Source organism: Paenibacillus taichungensis (assembly GCF_003287275.1).
Classification (GTDB): Bacteria; Bacillota; Bacilli; order Paenibacillales; family Paenibacillaceae; genus Paenibacillus; species Paenibacillus taichungensis_A.
The window spans coordinates 172,861-186,279 of sequence record NZ_QEVW01000025.1 but is presented as its reverse complement, the minus strand read 5'-3'; the positions used below and the strand labels follow the sequence as shown (position 1 = coordinate 186,279).

Here is a 13,419-nt window from a genome sequence, read left to right as displayed (position 1 = left end):
ATAAAGGGAGGTTAGCCAGATGGAACGAATTGCGATTGTATCCGATATTCATGGCAATATGACTGCTTGGGAAGCGGTATTAAAAGATATTCGGAGTCGCGGATTGAAGCGAATCTTTTGTCTTGGCGACCTCGTTGGCAAAGGACCTGATCCGGTACAGGTTGTCGATCTGGTGAGGGAGACATGTGAGCAAGTTATCCGTGGCAACTGGGATGAGTTGGTTGCCGTTAATCAGGACAATGAGAATTTTACTTGGCAAGCGAAGCGGTTGGGTAAAGAACGATTGTTGTATCTGGAGAGCCTGCCGTTTAGCCACCAATTAGAGCTGAGTGGTCGTACCATCCGCTTGGTGCACGCCTCTCCCCAAAGTGTATATCACCGCGTACAGCCGTGGGATGAGATTGAGAAGAGGTTAGCGATGTTCGATGCTCCGGCAGATGAGCCTGGGCTTGGTGTGGCGGATGTCGTGGGATATGGAGATGTGCATAACGCATACTTACAATTTATGAATGGAAAAATGTTGTTCAATGCAGGCAGCGTGGGTAACCCGCTTGATTTTACCCAGGCTTCTTACTGTATCCTTGAAGGAGAGAACAGCAGCGATCGGAACACCCCGTTCAATCTTCAATTTGTAAGGGTGCCTTATGATATTGAGCAGGAAGTGAAGACTGCTCAGCAGGCTCAGGTGCCTTCGCTCGATTTCTATATCCGAGAACTTCGTACGGGCGTATATCGCGGGCTACAAACGGATTAGTTAACTAAGGAATAATGCCCTGTAATGAATTGGCATACTAATGTTCAGGCTACTGAGCGGAGTATTGTGGAGTATAGCGATGTTTCATTGTTTATACATGTATTTTATTTGCGCCGGATCATCTTCAGAGCATGCTTGTCTTACCGGACTAGAACCCGTTAGGCAAAAGGAGCGATTGTCATGCTGACCCGAAAAATGCTGGGCCAAGGATTGCCTGCTTTATGGACAGAGCGCCTTGTTCTTCGATCATTACGTCAGAGTGATTACAGCACATTGTCGGAGCTGTTTTCCGACCCTCAGGTGATCCGTTATGTAAACAGGGGGAGTCAGCCCACACCAATCCGGGCTCGGCGATTATTGAATCAGATTCGCAGCAGCAGTGCCAAGCTGGATTCACTGCATTACGGCATCTGCTGGAAAGGCAGCGATCAGATCATCGGCATCACTTCATTCCAGCATTGGAACGACCAGAACGGTACCGCACAGATTGGATATATTCTGAACAGGTCCTGCTGGGGTAAGGGAGTCGCAACTGAGGCAGTACAGCGTTTGCTGGAATTCGGTTTTGCCGAGCTTAATTTGTGCAAAGTGGAAGCCCGCTGTTACGAAGCAAATGTATCATCCGAACGGGTTCTCTGCAAAAGCGGTATGATTTATGAACGGACCTTGCCCTCGTTTGTTTTGAATCATGAGGATGGAGAGACGCCGGATACCCTGCTGGATGTTAAGGTGTATAGTCTGTATCGTGAACAGCATGTCCGTTCTCATTGGGAAAATCGGCTGCAAACGTTGGTATCCGACAAGCACGAGTAACATAAAATAGAGCATATTGCATAAATCCAAAGAGCGTCTTTCAATCAGAAAAATATAGATCGTAATGTTTCTGTTTGTCTATATTTTTACTTGGAAGCGAGTTGAACCAAATTATGCAAAATGCTGAATTAAATGAAGCAGCAGAGGTTTGAAACGAACTTCAATCATTTGTTACACAATTGAAATATAGCTGCAATTGAACTCTAACAGACAGCGGGTAAACTTATCTCATGACCCCCTTTTTGATAATAGATTATGCTGTTGGGACCCGCTGTTTGCGGGTTCATTTTTTTTGTCCATACAAGTTTAACGATGAAATTTCTACACCAACACTCAGATGACAGAACTACTTTCCATTATCGTGTAAATATTTAGTTGAACTTATATAACATCTTTTTTCATATTCGGCTACAAACCTAAAACCCCCACAGCGTAATTTTACGCCGTGAGGGCTATTGTGGTTTTCTAGGTTTAAAACGGTACAACTTGCATTTGTTTCTGCTTAAAATATACCCATTCGGTGAATCCAATCTCTTGAAGACGTGTACGAACTTCATCCAGTTCATCGGCCACACGCTGCGGTTTATGTGCGTCTGATCCAAAGGTCACCTTCACTCCGTAATGATGCGCACGCTCCAGAATGGCATCGGACGGGTACCAGCCACCACTAAGCTTGGTTTTACCAGACGTATTAATTTCAATAGCCACGTTCGATTCTGCAATGACCTGCAACGTTTCATCAATGGCTTGATCTGCGATAATGTCCGAGAAAGGAGGATAATTTCCTTTCATGGCATCAATATGTCCGAGAATCTGGAACATGCCGCTTCGGGCTGATTGCCGAATCAATGCGTAGTAACTCTCTTTCACTTCAACCTTACGCGCATCGCTTAATCCGTTCCAGCGGGTTTTGTTGAATATGCTGACATCTTCCGTATGGTGAACAGAACCAATAATATAATCAAAAGGAAATTGCCCCAACGTACTGCGATACAAATCGGCATGGGCAGGGAAATAGTCGGATTCAATGCCAAGCAGCACATCAATCTTGCCCGTGTATTCTTCCTTCAGAGCCAGTACTTCTTCCACGTAATGACGCAATTCCGACTTGCCCATCGCGATCCGGGGGAAAGCCTGTTCTTCGTCACTGCCGAAGTAAGGTGTATGATCCGAGATACCGATGACCTGAAGTCCAGACTGAATACCTGCCTCAATATAGTCGCGAATATTGCCGTCTGCATGACCACAACGAAAATGATGGGTGTGAAGATCAAATTTCATATGGAAATCCTTCCTTTCTCATGGCTCATTTATCATTCTGAACTGATGAACTGGGTCTCCGGCATGCCTTTGAGATCGCTCAGGAATTGCTGCATGGCCGAATTGAGATAACGACTTGATTTGTAAATAACTCCGACAGGGTGACTGACCTCCAGTTCACTGAGTGGAATCATACGCAGTGTGCCTTGCCGTAACTCATGGGCAACGGATTGTTTGGATATAACGGCTGCCCCGAGGTTAATCTCAACCATCCGTTTCACTTCCTCGCTGCTCGACAACTCCATGACGATATTGGGCTCAATATTATGTTTTTTGAAAATGCCTTCCGTAAAACGGCGCCCCACCGTATCCGGAGATAGCAAAATCAGAGGTGTGCTGCGCAGAACATCCACAGCAGCATGCTTTTGCTTCGCCAGTGGATGGGAAGGAGATACCACAAGTTCGAACGTATCATAATACAGCACGGACGTATTCAGGTTAGGATTACGCTCTGTAAGATAACCGATACCGAGATCGACCATACCATTCTCGACCTGGGTATAGATCTGTGAGGAAGGCAGGGATTGGATGCTGGTCTTGATGAGTGGAAATTGATCCTGAAAGTAGGATAAGACCCGTGGCAAAATCTGAATGGCAATGGATGTGGTTGTACCGAGTCTGATATGTCCCTGAGGGGTCTCATCGAGATCCATCAGCTTCTGTTTCAGCTCTCCCACGATGTCCAGCATACGTTCGGCATGTTGAAGAAATACCTGTCCCCGATCGGTGAGGGTGACGGGTTGGTTCCGATCGACAAGAACGGTGCTGAATTCATCCTCCAGGCTCTTGATCTGGGCCGAGACGGCGGGCTGAGTCAAATTTAGGAGTTCTCCGGCTTTGCGGAAACTCATCGTTTTCGAGATGGTAATCAGCGTCTCCAGTTGACTGATATTCATGTATTGCCTCCTTGCACGTAAAATGTCTTCTGTCTATCCATAGGTGGAATCCCGTAACTGGTCATTATTCCGTTCCTTAAATTATAGGTGATTCAGGACAGCAGGGCAATGAAGGGAACATCATAGATTTGGGGAGGTCCATTAGAACGAGAAATTAATTTTATTTCAAGAAATTAAATTTTTAACATTTTAAGAAACAGTAAAAAAGTCCTAAATGCCTTTTGCCATGCCTCTCCATGGCAATTGTTCCTGCAACAGATGCGAAAAGCCTCGTTTTTTCGCTAGAATCAGCTATAAACATTTGCCCCGCGGATGACGATAAATTATAGTACACATGCCTTACCGAATTCTTGGTGAATTCTTGTACGTGATAAAGTATAATAAATTTATTGAATATGGGACTTTTGGTGTGTGACCAATAACCCAGTGTAAGGGGGACAACAGACAGTGAAAGCGGAAGTGATTAATCCTTTCCTGGAATCCGCACGGAACGTATTCGAACAGCTCATCCAGGTTTCGCCTTCCACCGGGAGTCTTGGCGTGAAAAATGTGGAGTACATTGCAGACCATGTCTGGATCGTGATCGGAATGACTGGACAACTGAGCGGAAACATCGTGTTTGGAATACAAGAGTCGGTTGCATTGAAAATTGTTTCTGCCATGATGGGCGGTTTTGTCATTACAGAAATGGACGAAATGAGTAAAAGTGCTATATCGGAACTTGGCAATATGATTAGCGGGAATGCAAGTACCATCCTGTCCAATCAGGGTGTCGTTGTTGATATTACACCTCCACAAGTGATGAATTCCGAATATCTGACTTCCTTTAGTGCAACGAAGGCATTGAGCATTCCTTTGCTGATGGACGGAATCGGTGAGATGGATATTCAAGTAATGATCTCGTAGAATAGAACCATACGCCTCTAGGGGCAATATGTGTTCAATACGGGAGGACGTCGGGTATGCTGAAAGATCAGGTTGTTTTTATCACAGGTGCGTCGAGCGGAATTGGTGCGCTCTGTGCGCAGATGCTGATAGAAGAAGGAGCCATACCGATTCTGGCTGCCCGCTCACGGGACAAGCTGGAAGAGATTGGTGCTTCGCTGAAAGGGCAACATGAACTGCTCACGTTAGATGTAACGAATGACGAGCAAGTTCAGATAGCCGTGGATGCGATGTTGCAGAAATACGGACGAATCGATATTTTGCTGAATAACGCTGGTTACGGAAAATTTGCGGCGATGACGGATATGTCTGTGCAGGAATTCGATGAGATGATGGACGTTAATTACATGGGCATTGTCCGCTGTACCAAGGCAGTGCTGCCGCAGATGTTACAACGAGGCAGAGGACAAATCGTGAATGTAGCTTCCATGGCTGGTAAGATCGGAACCGCCAAATCCGCTTCATATACGGCAACCAAACACGCCGTACTTGGCTTCAGCAATGCCCTGCGCCAGGAACTTCGCAAAACCGGAGTCACGGTAACGACCATTAATCCCGGACCCATCGATACACCGTTCTTTCAACGGGCAGACCCCTCCGGTAACTATGTTAATAACGTACGCTGGATGATGCTGAAGCCGGAAGAGGTTGCGGGGCATATGATCCGGGCGATGAAGAAGCGTAAGGAAGAAGTGAATCTGCCCAGACTGGCTTCGGCTGGAGTGTGGCTGTATCAGCTATTTCCGCGTCTCGCTGACAGGCTGTCGCACGGTGTAATGAATCAGAAGTAAGATGCAACAATGGGCATCATATATCGGATAAAAGAAGGGCTCCGCCGAGGGGCTTTTCTTTTTTTTGTGTGCAAAGACATGTTTCATGAATAAGATTTGGTCCGCAGGCTTTTTTCGCATATAATGAAAGGTAATGTGATGACAGGCTTCGGTTTTATTAGTACAAGCAGGGCTAGAGCATCGAAACGAATAAATTTAAAGGATGGACATACATGACGAATCAAACATTTGCTTCAATTGGCGTAGAACAGGATCTTGAGGCTGTACTCGCCAGACATGGCATCAACGAACCTTCACCGGTACAGGCACAGACAATCCCGGTTATTTTGGAAGGTCGCGATGTGGTTTCGAAATCTCAGACGGGAACAGGCAAGACGCTCGCTTATCTGCTGCCACTGCTGCAATCCATCAAAAGTGACGTAAAAGGGACACAGAAACTCATCATAGCTCCTACACAAGAGCTGGCGATGCAAATTGTCCGCGAGGCACAGCGCTATGGGGAAGAACGCAAAATTGGCGTTCTGGGGCTAATTGGAGGTGCAGCGGTAAAACGTCAGATCGAGAAGCTGCGTGAGCACCCGGAACTGGTTGTGGGAACGCCAGGACGACTGAAGGAACTGATTACGCTGAAAAAGCTGAAAATGCACAATGTCTCCACGATCGTTATTGACGAGGCAGACCAGGTATTCCAGCTCGGCGGGGTAAGTGATGTGGACTTCGTATTGCGCAGTGCGCTGCGCGACCGTCAGCTCATCTTCCTGTCAGCAACGATTGATGAACATACTGCTGGACTCGCGAAGCGGGAGATGAAAGAGCCGGTACAGATCGGAATTGAACCGGACCGGGCAACCGCTGCGGGACTTGAGCATTTTTATTTTGTGGAGGAAAACCGCAACAAAATTGATATGCTGCGTCGTCTGGTTAGACAGTATAACCCGGATCGCGCCATCGTCTTTGTGAATGCTACCGAAGATATTGGCGAGGTTGAAGCAAAAATGAATCATCTGGGCTTCTCCGCAGCTGCGTTGTATGGGGATGCTGACAAAGTGACCCGTAGCAACGTGCTCTCCGCTTTCCGTAATGGCAAACTGCAACTGTTGATCGCGAGCGAGGTTGCAGCCAGAGGACTGGATATTGAAGGTTTGCCGATGGTCATTAACTATGACCCTGCATTTGATTCGGAACACTATGTTCACCGTGCAGGAAGAACAGGTCGTATGGGTCGCAGTGGTATCGTGTTGTCAATCGTGGATGAAACGCAAATTTTCATTATGCGCAAGTTTGCGCGGGAACTTGGAATCGAATTGCCGGAACGTGTATTATTCGGAGGTAAAGTGCTGGAGGCTGATCCGCGTCCGGATACGCGGCCTGAAGGGCATTCTTTCTCTAGAAAACCAGGGCAGTCCCGGGATCGTAAACCTGGTCAGGCCAACCGCAATGGTGGTGCCAGAACAGCTGCCTCGAATCAACGTCCGGCGGGCGGCAAGCCGGCTGGTAATACAGGCAGAACAGAACGGGACCAGGATCGCAAGAACAAGGGCGCTCCCAAATGGAGCAAAGGTAAAGAATCACGCTCTGAAGAATAAAACCTGACGAAAGAGGTGCAGGGATAGATGGATAACGTTCAACCACCCGTATTGAAAATCAACGGGCTAAGCGGAGGATATAGTGCCAAACGGCCCGTCCTCCACGGCATCGATCTGGAAGTTGGACGCGGAGAAATGGTCGGACTGATCGGATTAAATGGTGCTGGCAAAAGTACTACGATGAAGCATATTTTAGGATTGATGACCCCTCAACAGGGAGAAGTGCGGGTCATGGGCAAGAAGCGGGACGAAGACCCACAGGTATATCAATCGGCCATGGCCTTTGTACCGGAATCTCCTGAGCTGTACGACGAGATGACAGTTATGGAGCATCTGGAGTTTACGGCTAGAGCATATGGTGTCTCTGAAGCTGATTTCAAAAAGCGTACGGAGAAACTGCTCGACTTGTTCCGCATGAATGAGAAAAGTACAAGTCTGTCGACCCACCTGTCCAAAGGTATGCGGCAAAAGGTCATGATCATGTGTGCTTTTGTGGCCGGCCCGCCACTCTATATCATTGATGAACCTTTCCTGGGACTTGACCCGCTCGGAATCCGCTCTTTGCTTGATTTTATGCTCGAAATGAAGGCTTCGGGATCATCGATTCTGCTCAGTTCACACATTCTGTCCACCATTGAAAATTACTGTGACCGTTTTATAGTCCTGCACCGAGGACAGGTCATTGCACATGGGACGCTGAATGAGCTGCGTACTCAATTCGGGGAATCGAATGCCACGTTGGAGCATATGTTCTATTCCCTTGTACAAGGCAGGGATTAAGCATGGATCTTAAGCAGCTATGGAAGCAAAGACGCACGGGATTCTGGAATGGAATTCTGCCTTATCTGGGTTATGTCATTCAGAGCGGCGTAGCCATGGTTTTCTTATTTCTCGTCATTGCGTTCTCCGCCTGGTATACATCGTTTGTACAGCACATTCCGGCGGGATTTCCGATTCGCTGGATTACGCTGCTGTTGCTGGCACCCCTGGTGCTGTTTAGCAGTTATCGTACATATCTGCATCCGGCAGACATCGTATTTTTACGTCCGCAGGAATATCGGATGCACGAATATCTGAAAAACAGCTTCGCTCGTGGCATTATCTATAAAACCTTGGGTATGCTGCTCGTATTTGTAACGTTGTGGCCGCTCTATGTTCGAGCAGATCAGGATGCAAGGCCATTTGGGTGGTTTATCCTGCTTCTCCTGTTATGGAAAGGGTTATCGAGCTATGGGGCTTGGCAAGAACTGCGCATGGTGCAAATCGGTGCCGCCAGAGGATATCGTTTGCTCCGATGGGCATTGGCTGTACTGGCGATTGCCGCCTGGCTGTGGCAGCCTCCACAACGAAGCATCTGGTTCCTGCTGCTGCTGGCTGTCGTTTACATCGTTGCCCTGCGTATCCCTCTGAAACATCGGGTTTCATGGGAACGTCTCATTCAGGTGGAGCAGGGCCAGGCTGGCCGAGTGATGCGTACGCTGGGTTGGTTTGTAGATGTGCCTTCATCAGGCCAAAAAGTAAGTTCTCGCCGCTGGCTCAGCAAATGGGGGAGTGGCCTCCCGTGGAATGCAGGGAAAGCCTATCGCTATCTGATCACCAAAACGTTCATCCGAACTGAAGTGTTCTCCATCGTTGTGCGTTTAGTTGTGCTGGGCATGCTGCTGTCCTGGTGGACGGCAGGCAGTTATTTTGGTATTGGTGTATACCTGTTCTTCCTGCTGCTTGCAGGTGTGCAACTGGGTGCGCTGCGACGCAGTCATAGTGAATCGTTCTGGATTATGATTTATCCCATCTCGGGAGAGAGTCGTCGTTCCCAGGTGCTGGGGTTCATCTCGAATCTGCATGCGCTGGTTGCCTTGCTTATGTGGCTGCCGATGTTGGCTGGAGGATGGAGTGGACTGAGCATGACCATAGCAGCACTGGTCCTTGGTGTGCTGGTCATCTACTTGATGCGACGTTCTCAGGGCAACAAGTGGTTGAAGGAAGAAGAGGATGAATGAACGGTTGGGCGTCTGACTAGTTAACGTTCGATGGCAACGCCGACTAGGGGCTCTCGCGTAACATAATCAAAGAAGGGTATTCCGAGCTGTATCCCGGAATACCCTTCTTTGTGCTACAGTCAGCTTACCTTGTTCCGACTCCTGGTAAGGACGTATGGACTAACAGAGGAACGATTTTGTGATAATGACGAGCAAGATGAACAGAACGAGAATAGCACCTGTATTTGTAAATCCTCCGTAACCGTAACCGCCACATCCATACCCGCCTCTTGTTTCTTCAACTACTCCAGACATATGTTCATTCCCCTTTCAAGTGGTGTTAGGCACGCCCTTGCGTACATCGTATATTATGTGCCTTGGGGATAGGCTGATTGGGCCGTTGCCCGGTAAAGCCTGAAAATCATCGTTTTGGGCATTTGCCCGTCAAAGTAGCCATACGTTTTCAAAGCACACACAAAATACCCCTTCATATCGAGAGACATTCATCAGGATACAAAGAGGTTCATATTAGTAAGGAAACGGACGTTAGTCCGCTCCCAGACTTATTTATTTGGATAAGCATTACTGCATATGAATTAAGTTGTCTGTAGATCCAAAACGCCACGATAGATCGTATCGAACAGATCTTCCAGTCCGGATTCTTCAATACAGGAGAAGGCAACTCGAAGATCAGCCTCACCCAGCGCGATGGTACCGACGCCGTATTTCTGTAGCAAATGGGTCCGGAGCTGCTCTGCGCCCACATCCTTCAGCTTCAGACACATAAAGTAACCTGAGTTGAACGGATAGTAATCCCATACCTCACCGTATTTACCGCTATCGAGAATGGATTTTACTTTGTTGGCGCGGCCTTTCATGATTTCAAACTTCTCCAGCTTCTGTGCTTCGAACTCAGGTGCTTTCAGCGCATCCAACACAAAAGTTTGGGAAGGATGCGGACCACTGGAGATGGTTGCCCGGATAATACCGAGTGTTTTTTGCTCCAGAGCATGGAGAACTGCAGCATCTTCATGGGCGTACGTAATGAATCCAACGCGGAAGCCCCATACGAATTCTTCCTTGGTGGCACCGTCAACTTTGACAGTTAACACACGTGGGTGGAGGTTCGCCAGTTTGCCAAACAGGGATTCGTGAATGGAATCTTCGAAGAAGAGACCAAAGTAGGCATCATCTGTCACAGCAACGACATTCACACCAGCCTCAGCTGCTTGACGGATCGTATCCACGATTGCGTCTGCTTCTTCGGCTCCAGGCGTATAACCTGTTGGGTTGTTCGGGAAGTTAAGCAGCACGATGGCTTTGCCTTTGTCCTTCTGCGCCAGCAACGCTTCGAGTAGGCCAGCGCTGTTGAAGTTCAATTGTTCATCGAACAGCGGATAATGAACTAACTCGCCGTGACGACGAATTCCAAAGGTCAGCTCATAATTTTCCCAGTTTTTATCCGGATATATAACAGCGTCCCCTTCTTCGGCGAACAGGTCGGCTACAATACTCAGTCCATGAGTTAATGCATTAGTCACAATGGGGTTACCAAACGTTTTACCTTCAAGGGAAGGTGTTTCCTTCAGCATCTTGTCTCTCCATACGGTCCGCAACTCAGGCTTCCCTGCAGGCGGAGCGTAAGGGTACAAATCCTTCGGTTGGTATGCGGAAAGTTTATCTTGAATAACAGCTAAGTGCATCGGCACACCGCCCTCAAGAGCAATACCAATCGTAGCATTGTAGGTTTTGGCCAGACTTGCTGCTTCAGCAGACTGACTCAAGATACCTTCTTTTGGAAAATAGATTTCTTTGCCGAGCTGCGACAGCATGGAGTAGACGTGACTGCTGCCTGCCTGAATACTTTCGTTCAACTGTTCAGCCAGTGGATTCATTCTTTTCATCCTTCCAAGTCTTTGGGATTCAACTGCCTAACATTATAACACCTTGCCTTGCCCCCGTCACGGAAATTACGCATAATGACAGTTTTATCACTTCACCGCGTTGTTGCGGGTGTTATTGAGTTAGGTTAATGTTACTTTCTCCCGGTTGATTATACTATGAAAACTGGATGTTATTTTTGATGAAAAGGACAATATTTCCGCATCATTTCGGCAGTTTCCGCATCTCGTCCTTCGTTACGCTGCTCCAGTTCGCCACTAATATGATCAAACCGTTCAGCCGAGAGGTTCTGTCCAAATTTGAACTTGGCACTGATCCGTTCAGGAACAATGCGGACTACAGCAACGGCCTTGAGATTACCCTTGTAGCGGGGGTCAGCTGCATCAATGGGGATATATCCTCCCTGCGGTTGGAGTTTCTCCATGAAGCGTTGCAGAACCTTGCCCTTGATGTCCAGATCCTGAATCGGCTCTGCCTGTCCGAATGCCATGACACTTTTGAAAAAAGAGGTTGCCGGACAAGCTAAATCGGGATCACTGAAATAAGATGGAATCAAGGAAAACTCTTCTGCTACGGTAAAACTGACGGAGGAATCCTGCTTGATCTGCTTCATCTTCTCCCCGGCAAGACTGCCGTGAAAATAAAAACAACCGTCCATATATACAAAGTTTAGCGGTGTTACCCGTGGCTGCCCGTCTGGACTGACCGTCCCGAGAAAACCAAAGGAGCATTGGTCCAGAAATGTTATTATTTCTTGCTCTTCATCTACATTGAATTCTTTTCTTCTCATCGGTGTTCCCCCTTGAATGGCATGTGAATTAGAATCGCTGTACCTTAGCCATAACAATAGAACCTGCATTGACATATAAAAAGATCCAATTTACATTCATTTTAATAGACCAATTTATTTGGAAATAGAGGTGCACGATGGAATTGTGGCTGCCTATGGATTCATACGAGGTTCAACACCGTTACAAGTACGAGGCATTGTACCATGCTTTACGTGATGCCATTCATGCAGGGACGCTGGTTGGAGGTACAAGGCTGCCTTCCACCCGAGAGCTGGCACGTCAATATGAAATGTCACGCGGCTCCGTGGCCCAGGTATACGACATGCTGCTCGCCGATGGTTATGTGCGGGCACATAGGGGAAGAGGAACTTTTGTTTCGGACACCTTAACAGCGCAGGAACATGCGGAACAGGAGGCAATCATTCAACTTTCCCCATGGGGAGAGCGGGTGAGTACACTGAATATTCAGAATCAAAAGGAAAAACGGTCAGCCTTTGAAAGGGAGCAGCAGGTCATCAACTTCCATGTACAGCGTATGCCAGCCGAGCATTTCCCACAAGCGGAATGGAAAAGTGCGCTGGCCGCTGTTCATCGGAGCGGGTCTCATGAACGCAGTGGTGCTGCTGGAGACCCCGAACTGCGTGAGGCCATTGCATCACATCTGAGATGGACACGGGGCATCCAGGCTGAGGCATCACAGATCGTGCTGTTTAGTGGTTCCATGCAGGGCATCACTTTGCTGGCACAGCTGCTTATCCCTGAGGGGACCTCTGTTGTATTGGAAAATCCGGGATATCAGGGAATTGCTCATGCCGTAAAGTCCTGCGGAGGAAAGATTATTCCAGCAGAAGTAGATAACGGGGGGATTATTCCGCAGTCCTGGGAAGCGAAGACGTTATTTGTGACACCAACCCGCCAGTTTCCTACAGGAGCAGTACTTGGTCTGGACAGACGGAGAGCCTTACTTGAATGGGCTTCGGGGCGAAATGCCGTCATTATTGAAGATGATTATGATAGTGAATTTCGCTGGGGAGGTAGGCCGATTGAACCGCTCAAAGTACTCGATCGTGAACAACGTGTCATCTATGTCGGATCGTTCTCACAAACGATGGTTGCATCCTTCCGGCTTGGTTACGCGATTCTGCCACCTGGCCTGGTGCAACCACTGATCGCTGCAAAAGCACTGTACGAACCCGTACCTCCTGCTCTTCTGGAGCAGCGTGCACTTGCGAAGTTTATGACGCGAGGGGGGTATTTGCGCCATCTAAGAAGGTTAACCCGTCTCTATGGGGAACGGCATGCTTTTTTTGTCAGTGAGATGAAACGGGAATTACCGGAACCTTTCATTATGCAGGCTGGGGATGCTGGATTGCATATTTATGCTACGTGGAAAGGGGATATCGACAGTTACGAGCGGTTCAAGGTACTGGCTCAGGAAGAAGGTGTCGTATTCCGCGATGCGGTGCGTTATCGGCTGACTCCTGGTCATCCGGCTGTGTGTTTTGGCTTTGCACATCTGGAGAAAGAGGAGATTCAAGAGGGGATAAGACGAATGCGGTTAGCATGGGAGAAGTGCACATTTTCGTTTCGGTGAATTCCGCTGTATAATAGGATAAGACGTTTCGCTCCAGCAGGAGCAGAA

The 13,419-nt window shown here is 48.0% G+C and carries 13 protein-coding genes; 8 read left to right on the top strand and 5 right to left on the bottom strand.

The features are described 5' to 3' along the window. Positions 1–19 precede the first annotated feature (19 nt). Positions 20–754 (top strand): metallophosphoesterase family protein, encoded by a 735-nt coding sequence (locus tag DC345_RS28230; RefSeq protein ID WP_113055976.1) that lies wholly within the window; start codon positions 20–22, stop codon positions 752–754. Positions 755–934: 180 nt separating this feature from the next. Then, entirely contained in the window at positions 935–1,567 is a 633-nt protein-coding gene (locus tag DC345_RS28225) for a GNAT family N-acetyltransferase (RefSeq protein WP_113055975.1), read from the top strand. 471 nt (positions 1,568–2,038) lie between these two features. Here the strand turns inward: DC345_RS28225 and DC345_RS28220 are convergent, their stop codons facing one another. Then, positions 2,039–2,848 carry a histidinol-phosphatase gene (locus DC345_RS28220; protein WP_113055974.1) on the bottom strand — a complete coding sequence of 270 codons (810 nt, stop codon included), beginning with the start codon at positions 2,846–2,848 and terminating at the stop codon, positions 2,039–2,041. A 32-nt stretch (positions 2,849–2,880) separates the two neighbouring features. Then, positions 2,881–3,783 (bottom strand): LysR family transcriptional regulator, encoded by a 903-nt coding sequence (locus DC345_RS28215; RefSeq protein ID WP_113055973.1) that lies wholly within the window; start codon positions 3,781–3,783, stop codon positions 2,881–2,883. Between the two features lie 447 nt (positions 3,784–4,230). On the opposite strand from DC345_RS28215, the gene DC345_RS28210 reads away from it, so the two are divergent. The 5 genes from DC345_RS28210 to DC345_RS28190 all read left to right on the top strand — a co-directional run bounded on the left by DC345_RS28210 (position 4,231) and on the right by DC345_RS28190 (position 9,105). After that, positions 4,231–4,689: a chemotaxis protein CheX gene (locus DC345_RS28210; protein WP_113055972.1), complete on the top strand. Its 459-nt coding sequence runs from the start codon at positions 4,231–4,233 to the stop codon at positions 4,687–4,689. Between the two features lie 56 nt (positions 4,690–4,745). Beyond that, positions 4,746–5,519 carry an SDR family NAD(P)-dependent oxidoreductase gene (locus DC345_RS28205; protein ID WP_113055971.1) on the top strand — a complete coding sequence of 258 codons (774 nt, stop codon included), beginning with the start codon at positions 4,746–4,748 and terminating at the stop codon, positions 5,517–5,519. A 212-nt stretch (positions 5,520–5,731) separates the two neighbouring features. Continuing rightward, the gene (locus DC345_RS28200; RefSeq protein ID WP_113055970.1) at positions 5,732–7,105 is read left to right on the top strand and encodes a DEAD/DEAH box helicase; all 1,374 of its coding nucleotides are present in this window, start codon (positions 5,732–5,734) and stop codon (positions 7,103–7,105) included. A 27-nt stretch (positions 7,106–7,132) separates the two neighbouring features. Further along, positions 7,133–7,885, top strand: coding sequence for an ABC transporter ATP-binding protein (locus DC345_RS28195; protein WP_113055969.1), 753 nt, complete (start codon positions 7,133–7,135; stop codon positions 7,883–7,885). 2 nt (positions 7,886–7,887) lie between these two features. Beyond that, positions 7,888–9,105, top strand: a complete 1,218-nt coding sequence (locus tag DC345_RS28190) for an ABC transporter permease (protein ID WP_113055968.1) — start codon at positions 7,888–7,890, stop codon at positions 9,103–9,105. A gap of 159 nt (positions 9,106–9,264) precedes the next feature. Here the strand turns inward: DC345_RS28190 and DC345_RS32005 are convergent, their stop codons facing one another. From DC345_RS32005 to DC345_RS28180, 3 genes are all read right to left on the bottom strand, one after another. After that, on the bottom strand, positions 9,265–9,399 hold the full coding sequence (locus DC345_RS32005) for a YjcZ family sporulation protein (protein WP_208642755.1): 135 nt from the start codon (positions 9,397–9,399) through the stop codon (positions 9,265–9,267). 281 nt (positions 9,400–9,680) lie between these two features. Next, on the bottom strand, positions 9,681–10,979 hold the full coding sequence (locus DC345_RS28185) for an aminotransferase class I/II-fold pyridoxal phosphate-dependent enzyme (RefSeq protein ID WP_113055967.1): 1,299 nt from the start codon (positions 10,977–10,979) through the stop codon (positions 9,681–9,683). A 179-nt stretch (positions 10,980–11,158) separates the two neighbouring features. Further along, positions 11,159–11,776: a pyridoxamine 5'-phosphate oxidase family protein gene (locus DC345_RS28180; protein ID WP_113055966.1), complete on the bottom strand. Its 618-nt coding sequence runs from the start codon at positions 11,774–11,776 to the stop codon at positions 11,159–11,161. A 155-nt stretch (positions 11,777–11,931) separates the two neighbouring features. Between DC345_RS28180 and pdxR the strand changes: the two genes are divergently transcribed. Further along, the gene (gene pdxR, locus DC345_RS28175; protein ID WP_258530901.1) at positions 11,932–13,371 is read left to right on the top strand and encodes a MocR-like pyridoxine biosynthesis transcription factor PdxR; all 1,440 of its coding nucleotides are present in this window, start codon (positions 11,932–11,934) and stop codon (positions 13,369–13,371) included. The last annotated feature ends 48 nt before the right edge of the window (positions 13,372–13,419 follow it).